Here is a 15,380-nt window from a genome sequence, read left to right on the forward strand (position 1 = left end):
CGGATCCCACCGACAGAGCCGGAACCGATGAACCTCGAGACCCTCAAGGTCTTGGTCGTTACCGACGTCGCGGCCGATGCGGCCCAGATCGCGCGCCTGCTCGCGGACCATTTCGAGCACATCGAGACGTCGACGATCGAGAGTCGCTTCATCGCCGATTTCGAGCGCGTCCAGCCCGACGTCGTGGTGCTGGCCTTCACCAGCCTCGAGCGCGCCGAGCGCTACTCGCTCGGCCTCTATCGTCACAGCGAGGTGGTGCACTCCCTGCCTCACCGCAGCATCGTGCTGTGCGACAAGGACAACGTCCATCGCGCATTCGAGCTGTGCCGCAAGGAGTACTTCGACGACTACGTCCTGTACTGGCCCATGGTGTTCGACACGCCACGCCTGGCCATGTCGGTCCTCATCGCCGGCCGCTCGTTGCAGGCCCAGCGGGACACGCCGAACGCACGCGAGGTCGCCGCGCATGCACGCTCGATCAGCCAGCTGGAGACCGTGCTGGACGATCGCATCGAGGTCGGTCGTCAGCATGCTGACGCGCTCGAGCGCGCACTTCAGGCAGCGGAAATCGAAGCCTCCAGCGCGCAGCCCCGCCCTGCGGCGCCCGCAGCGCCCTCCAGCGACAGCGCCACCATCCCGGACGCAGGCCTCGACGTCCTGCCCGCATTCACGGACAGCTTCGAGCTCGACGTCGGCGACGTGCCCTCGGGCCTGGATCGGCCGACCCAGTTCGCCGTGACACCGCAAGAAGACGTCATCCAGGAAGCGAAGCTGCGTGTGGACGAGGCGAAAAAGAAGGTGGTGCCGCTCACCGAATGGATCGGCGGGCTCAAGGCGGACGTCAAGCCGCAACTCGATGCGGCTCGCCAACTCGGCGAACTCGCTGGCAGGACACCGCCCCTCATCGTGGTGGTCGACGACGACGCCTTCCAGTGCAAGCTGCTCGAACGCCTGCTCGGCAATTCCGGCTACCGTTCGATCATCGCGCACTCGGGTGCCGAAGCCCTTGCGGTGCTCGGCCGCCAGCCCCCCGATCTCATCCTGATGGATGTCGCGCTGCCCGACTTCAACGGTGTGGAACTCACCCGACGCCTGAAGGCCATCCCGCGTTTTGCGGCCATCCCGGTGGTGATGATCACCGGTCACAGCGAACGCCAGGTTCTCGAAGCCAGCCTCAAGGCCGGTGCGGTGGACTTCCTGGTGAAGCCGTTCGACCGCGAGATCCTGCTGCAGAAGCTCGCTCGCCACCTCGCCCCGTGAGGAGGGCGTTTGAGGGCAAGGCCGGCAGCCGGCAGAATTCGCGTCGACGCGTGAAATATCAACCATCGTCGCCATATCTGGAATATTTACAATATTCGCCACCTTCAAGATGCCATCCTCTGCCCGGAGCACCGCAGCAATGATCACCGAGATGGAGATCTTCCCGTGGGACAGCAACTTCGCCACCGGCATCGCGGTCATCGATGCACAGCACCAGCAGCTCGTGGCACTGCTGAACCGTCTCGTCACGCATCTCGCCTTCCAATCCGACGCCCCCACGCTCAATTCGGTGTTCGACCAGCTGCGCGATTACGTCGAGGTCCATTTCACCACCGAGGAGGCGCTCTGGCAGGCGCATCTGGGCGAGTACGCCGGCGTCGCGGGCCACCATGAATCTCACGTCCGTTTCATCGACGAGGTCCTGCGTCTGAAGGCGGAGGAATCCACCAAACCCTTCGAGACGGTGATCGAGAACATCGTCAACTTTCTGACCCGCTGGCTGGCACTGCACATCCTCGAGGCGGACCGCCGCATGGCCCTGGTCGTACACGGCGTGCAGCGCGGATTGACGCTCGAGCAGGCGAGGACGCAAGCCGACGAAACCATGTCGGGTTCGATGCGCGTCCTGGTCGAGACCGTGCTGGTGATGTACGACAAGCTCGCCAACCGCACGATGGCGATGACGCGGGAGATCAACCGTCGCCGCCAGGCGGAAGCCGAACTGCAAAAGGCGCACGAGGCGCTCAAGCGCGCCAAGGAGAACGCGGAAAGTGTCAGCGAGGCGAAATCGTCTTTCCTCGCCAGCATGAGCCACGAGATCCGCACACCGCTCGCTGCAATCCTGGGCATGTCGCACCTGATGCACCAGGAGGAGTTGCCGGCGTCCCAGCGGGAGCGGCTCGACGTGATCGAGAACGCAGGCAGGCACCTGCTCTCGATCATCAACGGCATCCTCGACCTGTCGAAGATCGAAGCGGGGAAGTTCACGCTCGACGAGGCCGCACTCGACCTGCGCGGCGTGGTCGAGGAGGCGATGGCGATGCTCGCCCACCAGGCCGAGGCCAAGGGGCTGAGCCTGCGTGCAGAGTTCGACCTGCCGCCGGGCACCTTCCTCGGCGACGCGACGCGTCTGCGCCAGGCGCTGGTCAACTACCTCATCAACGCGCTGAAATTCACCGAGCGGGGTGGCATCACCGTGCGCTGCAGCGCCAGCGCGGTCGACACGGACGCGGTGGACGTCCGCTTCGTGGTCGAGGACACCGGGCCGGGCATCGCTGCCGCCGAACTGCGGCGTCTGTTCAAGCCCTTCACCCAGACCGAGGCGACCTCGACGGGCGAGCACGGCGGCACCGGGCTCGGGCTGGCGATCACCGCGCGTCTCGCCGAGCTGATGGGCGGGCAGGCGGGCGCCGAGAGCGAGCCTGGTCGCGGCAGTCGATTCTGGTTCACCACGCGCCTGCGCAAGGTGAAGGCCGACGAGGTCGTGGCGCCCACGGGTTCGCCCCTGGAGATCCGCGGCGCGCTCGCCGAGCGGCATGGCGGCGCATGCGTGCTGCTGGCCGACGACGACAAGGTCAATCGGGAAATCGCCCGGGTGCTGCTGTCGCGCGGCGGGCTGGCGCCGGAATGCGCAGCCGACGGAGAAGAGGCCGCGGCGCTCGCCGAACGCTGCAAGCCGGCCCTGATCCTCATGGACATGCAGATGCCGGTTGTCGACGGGATCGCCGCGACGCGCAGGATCCGGACCCAGGACTGGGGGCGCGAGGTGCCGATCATCGCCCTGACGGCCAATGCCTTCGCCGAGGACCGGGTCCGCTGCCTCGAAGCCGGCATGGACGACTTCCTGACCAAGCCGATCATGCCCGCCGTGCTGTACTCGAAGCTGCTCTACTGGCTGGACCGCAGCCGCCGCGAACGCGCGGGTTCCTGATCCTTCCCGCGCAGCCGCGCACCTAGACCCGCGCGCTCGGGCGCTCGGCGATGCGGTCGCGCCAGTCCTGCAGGTTGGCCATGCCCTCGGCGCCGGGCCTGAACCTCATCAGCCCGCGCGCGAACTCGATCGCGCAAAAGGCCGTGATGTCGGCGATGGTGAAGCGCTCGCCGGCGACGAAGGGCTGGCGGCCGAGCTCCTCGTCGAGCCAGCGCGCCACCTCGCGCACCTTCTCGCCCTGCGAGCGGCCGAAATCCTCGAACTGCGGCTGCTCCAGCGGCGCCAGCCCGGGATGGGTGTGGCGGACGCAGTTCATGATGCCGCCGAAGAGGTAGAGCTCGACGCGGCGGTCGGTCATCTCGACGAAGGCACGCTCCTCGAAGCTTTCGCCCATCAGGTTGGGCTCGGGGTAGAGGCCTTCGAGGTAGCTGCAGATCGCCCGCGTCTCGCCGAGGTAGCGGCCGTCGTCGAGTTCCAGCACCGGCACCTTGGCGAGCGGGCTGCGTGCGCGGTGGTCCGAGCTGCGGTGCTCGCCCTTGACGAGGTCGACCGCGACCTCCTCGATGCCGCGGATGCCCTTCTCGGCGATGAACATCTGCACGCGGCGCGGATTGGGCGCCCGGGGTGATACATAGAGCTTCATGGGGTCTCCTGGAATGTCCTGAACCGGCAGGGCCGCTGGGGCCCTCAGACTCCACCGCTGCGCGACTGGCCGGTCTCGACCATGTTGCGCACCTTCGCCGAGAACGCCTTGGCCTGTTCCTCGCCGTCACCGTCGCGGTCGAAGCTGGACGGCGGCATCTCGATGCCGCGCTGCACGGCGGGGCGGGCGCGGATCTGGTCGCGCCAGCGCGCGAGGTCGGGCAGGTCGTCGATCGCCACCCCCGACCAGTTGTGCGTGCGCACCCAGGCCCAGTTGGCGATGTCGGCGATGGAATAGTCGCCGGCGAGGTACTCGTTCTTCGCCAGATGGCCGTCGAGCACGCGGAACAGGCGCTTGACCTCACCCTGGTAGCGGTCGATCGCGGGCTGGATCTTCTCCGGGAAATAGCGGAAGAAGACGTTGGCCTGGCCCATCATCGGGCCGATGCCGCCCATCTGGAACATCAGCCACTGCAGCACGCGCGAGCGCCCCCTGGCGTCTTGCGGCATCAGCCGGCCGGTCTTCTCGGCGAGGTAGATCAGGATCGCGCCCGACTCGAAGACCGCGAAGTCGCCCTCGTCGTGGTCGACGATCGCCGGGATGCGACCGTTGGGGTTGATGGCGAGGAACCAGGGCTCCTTCTGCTCGTTGGCGGACAGGTCGAGCACGCGCAGCGAGTACGCCAGGCCGAGCTCCTCGAGCGCGATCGAGACCTTGTGGCCGTTGGGGGTTGCGGCGGTGTACAGATCGATCATGCGATTCTCCATGGCTGCGGGCCGCGGCCCGTTCTTGCATCATCATCCCGCCCGTGCCGGCCCGGCCGCAAGCAGGCCGCACGTGTGAGCGTCATCACGCATTCCGTATATGCGCTATCGGGCGGCGCGGCTGCGCCGGCGCGGCGCACGCCTCTACACTTTGTCCAGGACGCCTGCGCAGGCATCGCCGGATCCACCGGCCACGAGAATGCAGGATGCCCGCCGGGACACCGCGCTCCGGCACCGACCACACCACCGCAACCGGGAGTTCCCTCGATGAGCTACGAAATCCGCTCGATCCTTTACGCCTCCGACCTGACCCCGCGCTCGCCCGCGGTATTCCGCCACGCCGTGGGCCTGGCGATGAAGTTCAACGCCAAGCTGCACGCCGTCACCGTGACCCTTCCATCGAGCAGCCTGCCCTACGAGGAGTTCCTCAGCGAGGAGAAGATGGACGAGATCAAGCTCGCCGGCCACAAGAAGGCCGAGGCCCTGCTGCGCCATCGCATCGACGTCTTCGCCGAAGCCAACCCCGAGCTCGACGTGAAGAGCGTGCTCGCCAGCGTGCGCGCGCTCGAGGGCGACCCCTCGCGCCGCATCCTCGACGTCGCCAAGCATGTGCTCGCCGACGTGATCGTCATGGGCTCGCGCGGCCACAGCACCATCGGCGAGCTGCTGCTCGGCTCGGTGGCACACAAGGTCACCATGAAGGCCGACATCCCGGTGATGCTGGTGCCGATCGACCGCTGAGCGCTGCGGTACTTCCTGCGCAGGCGCGACGCGGTGCCTCCTGCGTGCGAGCGACGCGGTGCTTCCTGCGTGGGAGCGACGCGAGTCGCGATCCGGCGCATGGGATTCGCACCGCGGCCGATCCAGCGCGGCAATCGCGACTTGCGTCGCTCCTACGGCATGGCTCCGGAGCCGCGGCGGTTCGGGGCGCGCCGCGTTCCAGCGCCACAACGGTTTCCGTAGGAGCGACGCAAGTCGCGATCCACCGTTTCCAGAAACACCGCGCTCCTCCGCAGGCACCACGCGGACCGCAAGCCCCCATCCCGCTCACGCATGCGGTGGCGCGATCCTGCGCCCGCAATCCGACAACAGTCGGCGCAGCCAGCGGTGGCCGGTGGAATGGTGGTTGCGCTCGTGCCAGAGCTGGTAGAAGCGCATCGGTGGAAAGGCGATCGGCGAGGGGATGATCGCCAGCGGCAGCAGGTTGGCGTAGAACTGCGCGAAGTGCCGGGTGGTGGTGAACACCAGATCGGTGCCCTGCAGCAGGTAGGGTGCGGCGGTGAAGGACTGCACCGCCACGCGCTCGTCGCGGTTGATGCGCATCGACGCCAGCACGCTGTCGATGACCCCGCGCTGGCTGATCGAATACGGCATCGGCACCACGTGCGCGGCGCGCAGGTAGTCGTCGACGCTCATCCCCTTCTTCGCGCACGGGTGGCTGGCCGCCACCAGGCACACGATCTCGTCCTCGAGCAGCATCGACAGGTGCATGCGGTGCGGCGGCTCGGGCCAGTTGCCGATCACCACGTCCAGGTCCCCTTCCGCGAGCGAGCGCTCGAAGTCGAAGCTCGGCCCCAGCGCGTGCAGGCTCAGGCGCGCCTGCGGCGCCTCGCGGCGGAAGCGCTCGGCCACGCTGGCGACGAACACCGGCGCGAGATAGTCGGGCGAGCCGACGCGGAACTCGTGGCGGGTGCTGTGCGGCTCGAAGGACTCCGGCGCATCGGTCATGCGGTCGATCTCGGCGAGCGCGCCCTTGGCGTGCGACATCAGCGCGAGCGCGCGCTCGGTCGGCACCATGCCGCCCTTCTCCCGCACCAGCAGCGGATCGCCGAGGATCTCGCGCAGACGCTTCAAGGCCGCGCTCACCGCGGGCTGCGACTGGTTCAGGCGCAGCGCGGTGCGCGACACGCTGCGCTCGCTGATCAGGAGCACGAACACGCGCAACAGGTAGGTGTCGAGCGGGTCGTCACTGCGCCGCAGGCTCATGGTGGGTCTCCTCGTCGTTCTTGTGTGGATCCGGGGCGGGAGCGACTGGCCGCCAGCAGACAGATACGCGAGAGCATATATCACATATAAGGACATATGCGTTCCGTTAACACGGACCCGGCTTACACTGCGTCTCACACGATTCCCCCAGCCCCGCACCAGACCAGGAGACAAGCGCATGGGCCGCCTGACCACCCACGTCCTCGACACCGCCCACGGCAAGCCCGGAACCGGCATCACCGTCACCGTGTACCGGCTCGACGGCGAGCGCCGCGAAGTCGCGCGCAGCGTCACCAACCACGACGGCCGCTGCGACAAGCCGCTGCTCGAAGGCGCCGCACTCGAGGCCGGCAAGTACGAGATCGTCTTCGCCGCCGGCGACTACTTCCGCGCGCTGGGCCTGAACCTGCCCGAGCCGCCGTTCGTGGACGAGGTCGCGCTGCGCTTCGGCATCGCCGATGTCGCCGAGCACTACCACGTGCCCCTGCTGGTGTCGCCGTGGAGCTATTCCACCTACCGCGGCAGCTGAACCCGGCGCTTCCACCTCCACACCGAACCGAATCGAGAACAAGAGAACAGACCATGGAAGCCTACCTGCTCGACTGGGCCAACCTGCTGGTCCGCTGGCTGCACCTGATCGCCGGCATCGCCTGGATCGGCGCGTCCTTCTACTTCGTCATGCTGGACAACTCGCTGAAGCCGCCGAAGAACCCGAACGACGCCAAGCGCGGCGTGTTCGGCGAGCTGTGGGCGGTGCATGGCGGCGGCTTCTACCACAGCCAGAAATACCTCACCGGCCCCAAGGGCGAGCCGCTCACCCAGGACCTGCACTGGTCGAAGTGGGAGGCCTACACCACCTGGCTGTCGGGCATGGGCATGATGGCCGTCATCTACTGGATCGGCGCCTCGAGCTACCTGATCGACAGCAGCGTGATGGCGCTCTCGCCTGCCGCCGCGGTCGGCATCTCGATCACCTTCCTGGTCGCCGGCTGGGTGTTCTACGACCTGCTGTGCCGCAACATGATCGGCAAGGACGGCGTGCTCGCCGCGATCGTGTTCGTCTTCGTGATGGTGGCGAACTACGTGCTGCACCAGGTGTTCTCGGCCCGCGGCGCCTACATCCACGTCGGCGCCATGCTCGGCACCATGATGGCGGCCAACGTCTTCTTCCACATCATCCCCGGGCAGAAGAAGATGGTCGAGCAGATCCGCCGCGGCGAGCAGGTCGATCCGATGCCGGGCATCGTCGGCAAGCAGCGCTCGGTGCATAACACCTACTTCACGCTGCCGGTGCTGTTCATCATGATCAGCAACCATTACCCGATGACCTACGCCAACGCCAAGGGCTGGCTGGTGCTCGGCGTGCTGATGGTGGCCGGGGTGCTGATCCGCCAGTTCTTCGTGCTGCGCCACCGCGGCCAGGTCAAGTGGTGGCTGCCGGCGGCCGGCGTCGCGCTGATCGCGCTGCTGATGGTGCTGATGGCACCGAAGCAGGTCGATGCCGGCGGCGAGAAGGTGAGCTTCGCCACCGTCAAGGCGATCATGGCCCAGCGCTGCATCGCCTGCCACGCCGACAAGCCGACCTTCGAGGGCTTCGCCCAGGCGCCCAAGGGCGTGATGCTGCAGACGCCCGAGCAGATCGCCGCCCATGCCGTGATGAGCGCGCAGACCGTGGCCAGCGGCTACATGCCGCTCGGCAACCTCACCGCCATCACCGAAGAGGAGCGCGAGAAGATCGCCATCTGGTTCGCCCAGGGCGCGCGCACCGCGGACTGAACGACAGGAACAGGACAGGAAGAGACACCATGAGCACCCCCGCCACCGCCCCAACCACCGCCCCCGACCGCCCGGCCGCCGCGCTGGACGCCGCCCTGGATGAACTCTCCCGCCTGGCGCAGGACGCCTTCGTCGCCCGCCTCGAAGGCATCTTCGAGCACTCGCCGTGGATCGCCGAGCGTGCCTGGAGCGCCGGTCCCTTCGCCAGCATCGACGCGCTGCACGCCGCGATGTGCCTGGTGGTCGACACCGCCGACCCTGCCGAGCAGCTCGGCCTCATCTGCGCCCACCCCGAGCTCGCCGGCAAGGAGGCCGAGGAAGGCACGCTGACCACCGCCTCCACCGGCGAGCAGCGCGGCGCCGGGCTCGACCAGTGCAGCAAGGAAGAGCTCCAGCGCCTGCGCCGGCTCAACCAGGACTACCGCGCGCGCTTCGGCTTTCCCTTCGTGGTCGCGGTCAAGGGCCTCACCCGCCACCAGATCCTGGACCGCGTCGAGGCCCGCCTGGCCAACGTGCGCGACGCCGAATTCCGCACCTGCCTGGCCGAGATCGGCAAGATCGCCCGCTTCCGGCTGGATGCGATGTTCGGGACGAACAGCTGAACGGCCGCCGCGAGGGCGCGGGTGGTCGGCATCTCGGCGCGGGAAGCGCGACTTGCGTCGCTCCTGCAGGAGCACCCCGCCAACGCAGCCGCGCGGTAGGAGCGACGCAAGTCGCGATCAAACGCGCGTCGCGCCTAGCGCGCGGCGAGGCAGGCGAGGTCGGTTCCGTGAGAGCGACGCCAGTCGCGATCAAACGCCCCCGCCCGTGCGAAGCCGACATTCGGCGCCAAGTCATCGCCCGGATCGCGACTGGCGTCGCTCCCACACGCCCCCCAAGGCCGATTGGCCTGTTGAATCCCTGATCGCCTGTCTGGACAGAACACCATGACCTCGAACCCGACCTACCCCCGCGACCTCGTCGGCTACGGCCGCAACCCGCCCCACGCCGACTGGCCAGGCCGCGCCCGCATCGCGGTGCAGTTCGTGCTCAACTACGAGGAAGGCGGCGAGCACTGCGTGTTGCACGGCGACGCCGGCAGCGAGCAGTTCCTCTCCGAGCTCTTCAATGCCGCGAGCTACCCCGACCGCCACCTGTCGATGGAGGGCATCTACGAGTACGGCTCGCGCGTGGGCGTTTGGCGCTTCCTGCGCGAGTTCGAGCGCCGCGGCCTGCCGCTGACGATCTTCGGCGTGTCGATGGCACTCGAGCGCCACCCCGAGCTCACCGCCGCCTTCAAGGAGCTCGGCCACGAGATCGCCTGCCACGGCTGGCGCTGGATCCACTACCAGAACGTGCCCGAGGAGATCGAGCGCGAGCACATGAAGATCGGCATGGAGATCATCGAGCGCCTCACCGGCACGCGCGCACTGGGCTGGTACACCGGCCGCGACTCCCCGAACACCCGCCGCCTGGTCGCCGACCACGGCGGCTTCCTGTACGACTCGGACTATTACGGCGACGACCTGCCGTTGTGGACCGAGGTGAGAAGGACCGACGGCGAGACCGTGCCGCATCTGGTGGTGCCCTACACGCTCGACACCAACGACATGCGCTTCGCGCTGCCGCAGGGCTTCTCGCACGGCGACGAGTTCTTCGAATACCTGCGTGACGCCTTCGACGTGATGTACGCCGAGGGCGAGGAGCGTCCCGCGATGATGTCGATCGGCATGCACTGCCGCCTGCTCGGCCGCCCGGGCCGCTTCCGCGCCCTGCAGCGCTTCCTCGACCACATCGAGAAGCACGACCGCGTGTGGGTGTGCCGTCGCGTCGACGTCGCCCGCCACTGGATCGAGCGCCACCCCTACCAAGCGAAGTAAGCCGGGGGGAAATCGGGAAATCGGGGACAGACCGCGATTTCCCGAGCGACTCCCGGCTCTTTCCCGCCTGCCTCACGACCCGAACCCAAAGGAGAACCCCCATGGCCAGCCACACCCCCGGCGCCCCCGTCTTCGCCCCCGCTGCCGAGCTGCCCGACTGGGCGCTGCGCTCGGTCGACCTCGCCAACCCGCGCCTCGGCGCCAAGGCGATCGCCGCCTCCGACGACTTCTTCGCCGAAGTCGGCCGCATGCTCAACCCCGAACCCGCGCAGTTCGTCCCCGGCAAGTTCGACACCAACGGCAAGTGGATGGACGGCTGGGAGTCGCGCAGGAAGCGCGTCGCCGGCCACGACTGGGCGCTCGTGAAACTCGGCGTCAAGGGCGTGATCCGCGGCTTCGACGTCGACACCTCCCACTTCACCGGCAACTACCCGCCCGCGGTGTCGATCGAGGCCTGCGTGTCCGAGACCGACGACGTCGCCGCCCTGCAGGCGGCCGAGTGGACCGAGATCCTCCCCGCCAGCCCGATGGGCCCCAACAGCCACCACCTTCTCGAGTGCGCCAGCACCGCGGCGTGGACCCACCTGCGCGTGAACATGTACCCCGACGGCGGCATCGCCCGCCTGCGCGTCTACGGCCGCCCGGTGGGCACACTCGCGGCCAAGGCCGCCGGCAGCGAGCTGGTCGACCTGGTAGCGATGGAGAACGGCGGCCGCGCGCTGTCGTGGAACGACGCCAGCTTCGGCTCATCCGCCGCCGCCCTGCTGCTGCCCGGGCGCGGCATGAACATGGGCGACGGCTGGGAGACCCGACGCCGCCGCGAGCCCGGCAACGACTGGTGCGTGCTCGAGCTCGGCGCCCCCGGCACGGTCGAGCGCATCGAGGTCGACACCGCCTTCTTCAAGGGCAACTACCCCGACCGCTGCTCGGTGCAGGCCGCCTACGTCAGCGGCGGCACCGACCGCTCGATCACCACCCAGTCGATGTTCTGGCAGACCCTGCTGCCCGAGCAGAAGCTGGAGATGGACGCGATCCATACCTTTACGGAGCAGGTCGCGAAACTGGGGCCGATCACCCACGTCCGCTTCAACATCTTCCCCGACGGCGGCGTCTCGCGCCTGCGCCTGTGGGGCAAGGTCGAGGCGAAGTGAGACCGGCGGCGGCCGCGCTCGCGCCGCCACGGATGCCCGCGCCGACCATCGCGACTTGCGTCGCTCCTGCCCGTGCTGCCGAAACCGCCAATCGCGACTTGCGTCGCTCCTACCGGTGCTGCCGGAGCCGCGTCGGTTCTCGTAGGAGCGACGCGAGTCGCGATCCCACCGGTGCTGCCGGAGCCGCGTCGGTTCGCGTAGGAGCGACGCGAGTCGCGATCCCCCCTCTCAGCCCCCTCCGGCGGACACACGCCCCCCAACCGTCACCGAGACCCCGTCATGCGCACCGCTGCCCCCCTCCCGCTCGCCGTCCATCCGCTCACCCGCGAGGCCTTCGCCCCCTATGGCGAGGTCGTCGAGGTCAGCGACGCGGTCCGCCACTTCACCATCAACGCCGGCAACACCGAGCGCTACCACGACCTCGCCAACATCGAGCCCGGGCCCGACGGGCGCGTGATCGTCTCCATCTTCCGCGGCCAGCCGCGCAGCCTGCCCTTCACGGTGCAGATGATGGAGCGCCACCCGCTCGCCTCGCAGGCCTTCGTCCCGATGTCGGGCAAGCCCTACCTCGTCGTCGTCGCCCCCGCCGGCGCGCCGCCCGCGGCCGAGGACCTGAAGGTCTTCCTCGCCCGCGCCGACCAGGGGGTGAACTACGCCACCGGCGTGTGGCACCACCCGCTGCTCGCGCTCGAAGGGGTGTGCGACTTCCTCGTCATCGACCGCAGCGGCCCGGGACACAACTGCGACGAGGTGCAACTCGACCGCCACGGGGTGATCGAAGCCCTGTGAGCGTCGCGGGGTGATCGCAGCGCAAGCGCGGGAATCGCGACTTGCGTCGCTCCTACGACCACCTCCCGAGGCGCGGCGGTTCGTGTGGGAGCGACGCGAGTCGCGATCCGGCGTGTCCCGAGACGCGGGGGTTTTCGTGGGAGCGACGCAAGTCGCGATCCGGCGTGTCCCGAGACGCGACGGTTTTCGTGGGAGCGACGCAAGTCGCGATGCGGCGTGTCCCGAGACGCGACGGTTTTCGTGGGAGCGACGCAAGTCGCGATGCGGCGCCCGAGAGACCGCCTTCGCCCTTCCGCCGCAGGCTCCCGCTCTCCTTCCCCTGCCCCACCACGCCTCCCCCTCCCCGCACACACCATACGGATCCCCTGATCCGTCCTATAAGCCCATAAGGGTTTCCATATCACGGCGCGATCCTAGACTGGACTCATCGGTCCATAACGACAAGGAGACGCCACGATGTCCGATCAAACCCGCACGAGCCGGCCGCTCGAACTCGACCCGGTAGACCAGTGCCCGCCCGGCGGGCGCCTGTTCACCCTCGCCCTGCAGCACGTGCTGGTGATGTACGCCGGCGCGATCGCGGTACCGCTGATCGTCGGCGGCGCGCTCAAGCTGCCCAAGGACCAGATCGCCTTTCTCATCAACGCCGACCTGCTGTGTTGCGGCCTGGTCACCATCATCCAGGCGCTCGGAGTCGGCCGCTTCGGCATCCGCCTGCCGATCATGATGGGCGTCACCTTCGCCGCGGTCGGGCCGATGGTGGCGATGGCGGGCAACCCCGCGCTCGGCATCAACGCCATCCTCGGCGCGGGCATCGCCGCCGGCCTCTTCGGCATCCTGTTCGCGCCCCTGGTGGCGCGCGCGCTGCCGCTGTTCCCGCCCGTGGTCACCGGCTCGATCATCGCGGTGATCGGCCTCTCGCTGATGCCGGTGGCGATCAACTGGTCGGCCGGCGGCCAGCCGCGCATCCGCGACGCGGCGACCGGACTGATGGTGGACAACCCCGCCTACGGTGCCCCGGAATACCTCGCCATCGCCGCCATCGTGCTGGTCGTGGTGCTGGCGATCACCCGCTACGGTCGTGGCTTCCTGTCCAACGTGGCGGTGCTGGTCGGCATGGGCGTGGGCTTCGCGATCGCGATCGCGCTCGGCAAGGTCGGCTTCGACGGCCTCGCCGACGCGCCCTGGGTGTCGATCGTGACGCCGCTGCACTTCGGCGCGCCGATCTTCGACCCGATCTCGATCGCCACCATGTGCCTGGTGATGGTGGTCGTGATGGTCGAGTCGCTCGGCATGTTCCTCGCGCTCGGCGAGCTCACCGGCCGCCGGCTGTCGCGCGACGACCTCACCCGCGGCCTGCGCACCGACGGCCTCGGCACCCTGATCGGCGGCTTCCTGAACACCTTCCCGCACACCAGCTTCTCGCAGAACGTCGGCCTGGTCGGCGTCACCGGCGTCAAGAGCCGCTGGGTGTGCGTGGCGGGCGGCGCGATCCTGATGGCCTTCGGCCTCTTCCCCAAGATGGCGCTGATCATCGCCTCGGTGCCGCAGTACGTACTCGGCGGCGCCGGCCTGGTGATGTTCGGCATGGTCGCCGCCACCGGCATCAAGATCCTGCTCGCGGCCGACCTGCGCAACAACCGCTTCAACCTCTACATCGTCGCGCTGTCGGTGGGCGCCGGCATGATCCCGATGGTGGCGCCGAAGTTCTTCCAGCAGATGCCGCACGCGCTCGAACCCCTGCTGCACAGCGGCATCCTGCTCGCGGCGATCACCGCGGTGACGCTCAACCTCTTCCTCAACGGCGGCCGCCGCAGCGCCAGCGCCGAGGCGATCGAGCCGGCGCTGGCGCACTGAGGCGGCGCCGAACGCGCTACCATCTTCGGGCCTGCGCCCCCGGGATCCGAAGATGGACAGCCAGACGATACGCATCCTGCTCGACGGCGAGGCGGTGTCGATCACCGACCTCGCCCCCACCACCAGCCTGCTCGCCTGGCTGCGCGGCGCGCGCGGCCTCGTCGGCACCAAGGAAGGCTGCAACGAGGGCGACTGCGGCGCCTGCACCGTGGTGGTGGGCGAGCTCGCCGACGACCCCGCGGACGCGCCGCGCCTGTACGCGGTCAACGCCTGCATCCGCTTCCTGGCCACGCTCGACGGCAAGGCGGTGTTCACCGTCGAACACCTGCGCAGCCTCGCCGGTGGCGCCCTGCACCCGGTGCAGCAGGCGATGGTCGATTGCCACGGCTCGCAATGCGGCTTCTGCACCCCCGGCTTCACGATGTCGCTGTGGGCGCTGTACGAGGACCGTCACGCGCAGGGCGAGGCCGCCGCGGATCCCGCCCGCATCCGCAGCGCGCTCGCCGGCAACCTGTGCCGCTGCACGGGCTATCGGCCGATCGTGGAGGCCGGCGAGCGCATGTTCGACGCCCCGTCGCGCCTGCTCGACCGCGATCGCCTGCGCACCGCCCTGCTCGCGCTGCGCCGCGACGACACGCTCGATTTCGGCCACGAGGGCGGCCGCTTCGTCGCCCCGCGCAGCGTGGACGAACTCCTCGCCCTGCGCAGCCGCCACCCCGCGGCCACCCTGCTCGCCGGCGGCACCGACATCGGCCTGTGGGTCAACAAGGGCCTGCGCCGGCTCGACACCCTGATCCACACCGGCGAGGTCGCCGCCCTGCGCGCGATCGTGCCGCACGCCGGCGGCCTGCGCATCGGCGCAGCGGCTTCGCTCACGGCCGCCTTCGCCGCGCTCGTCCGCCTGCACCCGGAGCTGGCCGAGCTGCGGGAGCGCTTCGCCTCGCCGCCGGTGCGCAACGCCGGCACGCTCGGCGGCAACGTCGCCAACGGCTCGCCGATCGGCGACTCGATGCCCGCGCTGATCGCGCTCGGCGCGCGCGTGGTGCTCGCGAGCGTGCGCGGCCGGCGCAGCCTGGCGCTGGAGGACTTCTATCTCGACTACATGAAGAAGGACCTCGCCGCCGACGAGATCGTCGAGGCGATCGAACTGCCGCCGCCCGCACCCGCGCGACGCTTGCGCAGCTGGAAGCTGGCCAAGCGCTTCGACTCCGACATCTCCGCGGTATGCGCCGGCTTCGCGCTCGAGCTGCGCGCGGGCCGGATCCACGCTCCGCGCATCGCCTTCGGCGGCATGGCGGCGACGCCCAGGCGCGCCACCGCCACCGAGGCCGCGCTCGCCGGCCGGCCCTGGGACGAAGCCGCGCT

The 15,380-nt window shown here is 69.0% G+C and carries 14 protein-coding genes; 11 read left to right on the top strand and 3 right to left on the bottom strand.

Annotated elements, in window-relative coordinates; translation table 11 throughout:
- Positions 1-27: 27 nt before the first annotated feature.
- Positions 28-1,260 carry a response regulator gene (locus tag C665_RS07785; RefSeq protein WP_004304744.1) on the top strand — a complete coding sequence of 411 codons (1,233 nt, stop codon included), beginning with the start codon at positions 28-30 and terminating at the stop codon, positions 1,258-1,260.
- A 139-nt stretch (positions 1,261-1,399) separates the two neighbouring features.
- Entirely contained in the window at positions 1,400-3,190 is a 1,791-nt protein-coding gene (locus C665_RS07790; RefSeq protein WP_004304746.1) for a bacteriohemerythrin, read from the top strand.
- A 22-nt stretch (positions 3,191-3,212) separates the two neighbouring features.
- On the opposite strand, the gene C665_RS07795 is transcribed toward C665_RS07790, so the two are convergent.
- Both C665_RS07795 and C665_RS07800 read right to left on the bottom strand, forming a co-directional pair.
- Positions 3,213-3,833, bottom strand: coding sequence for a glutathione S-transferase family protein (locus C665_RS07795; protein WP_004304748.1), 621 nt, complete (start codon positions 3,831-3,833; stop codon positions 3,213-3,215).
- Positions 3,834-3,877: 44 nt separating this feature from the next.
- A complete protein-coding gene (locus C665_RS07800; protein WP_012584976.1) occupies positions 3,878-4,588 on the bottom strand; it encodes a glutathione S-transferase family protein in 711 nt (236 codons plus the stop codon).
- A 276-nt stretch (positions 4,589-4,864) separates the two neighbouring features.
- Between C665_RS07800 and C665_RS07805 the strand changes: the two genes are divergently transcribed.
- Positions 4,865-5,338 carry a universal stress protein gene (locus C665_RS07805; protein WP_004304752.1) on the top strand — a complete coding sequence of 158 codons (474 nt, stop codon included), beginning with the start codon at positions 4,865-4,867 and terminating at the stop codon, positions 5,336-5,338.
- A 306-nt stretch (positions 5,339-5,644) separates the two neighbouring features.
- On the opposite strand, the gene C665_RS07810 is transcribed toward C665_RS07805, so the two are convergent.
- On the bottom strand, positions 5,645-6,583 hold the full coding sequence (locus C665_RS07810) for a LysR family transcriptional regulator (RefSeq protein WP_004304754.1): 939 nt from the start codon (positions 6,581-6,583) through the stop codon (positions 5,645-5,647).
- 178 nt (positions 6,584-6,761) lie between these two features.
- Between C665_RS07810 and uraH the strand changes: the two genes are divergently transcribed.
- The 8 genes from uraH to xdhA form a co-directional block, all read left to right on the top strand.
- Complete coding sequence (gene uraH / locus C665_RS07815) at positions 6,762-7,112, top strand: hydroxyisourate hydrolase (protein ID WP_004304756.1); 351 nt, start codon at positions 6,762-6,764, stop codon at positions 7,110-7,112.
- Positions 7,113-7,165: 53 nt separating this feature from the next.
- A complete protein-coding gene (locus tag C665_RS07820; RefSeq protein WP_004304758.1) occupies positions 7,166-8,359 on the top strand; it encodes a urate hydroxylase PuuD in 1,194 nt (397 codons plus the stop codon).
- Positions 8,360-8,388: 29 nt separating this feature from the next.
- Positions 8,389-8,961, top strand: coding sequence for a 2-oxo-4-hydroxy-4-carboxy-5-ureidoimidazoline decarboxylase (uraD, locus tag C665_RS07825; protein ID WP_004304761.1), 573 nt, complete (start codon positions 8,389-8,391; stop codon positions 8,959-8,961).
- 324 nt (positions 8,962-9,285) lie between these two features.
- Positions 9,286-10,218 (top strand): allantoinase PuuE, encoded by a 933-nt coding sequence (puuE, locus tag C665_RS07830; RefSeq protein WP_004304763.1) that lies wholly within the window; start codon positions 9,286-9,288, stop codon positions 10,216-10,218.
- A gap of 101 nt (positions 10,219-10,319) precedes the next feature.
- Complete coding sequence (gene alc / locus C665_RS07835) at positions 10,320-11,369, top strand: allantoicase (protein WP_004304765.1); 1,050 nt, start codon at positions 10,320-10,322, stop codon at positions 11,367-11,369.
- A 279-nt stretch (positions 11,370-11,648) separates the two neighbouring features.
- A complete protein-coding gene (locus C665_RS07840; RefSeq protein WP_004304767.1) occupies positions 11,649-12,158 on the top strand; it encodes an ureidoglycolate lyase in 510 nt (169 codons plus the stop codon).
- A 456-nt stretch (positions 12,159-12,614) separates the two neighbouring features.
- Positions 12,615-14,015, top strand: coding sequence for a nucleobase:cation symporter-2 family protein (locus tag C665_RS07845; protein WP_004304768.1), 1,401 nt, complete (start codon positions 12,615-12,617; stop codon positions 14,013-14,015).
- A 52-nt stretch (positions 14,016-14,067) separates the two neighbouring features.
- Positions 14,068-15,380 (top strand): xanthine dehydrogenase small subunit (gene xdhA, locus C665_RS07850; protein WP_004304770.1); only part of this gene is annotated, 1,313 nt, incomplete at its 3' end.

The organism is Thauera aminoaromatica S2 (assembly GCF_000310185.1).
Lineage (GTDB): Bacteria > Pseudomonadota > Gammaproteobacteria > Burkholderiales > Rhodocyclaceae > Thauera > Thauera aminoaromatica.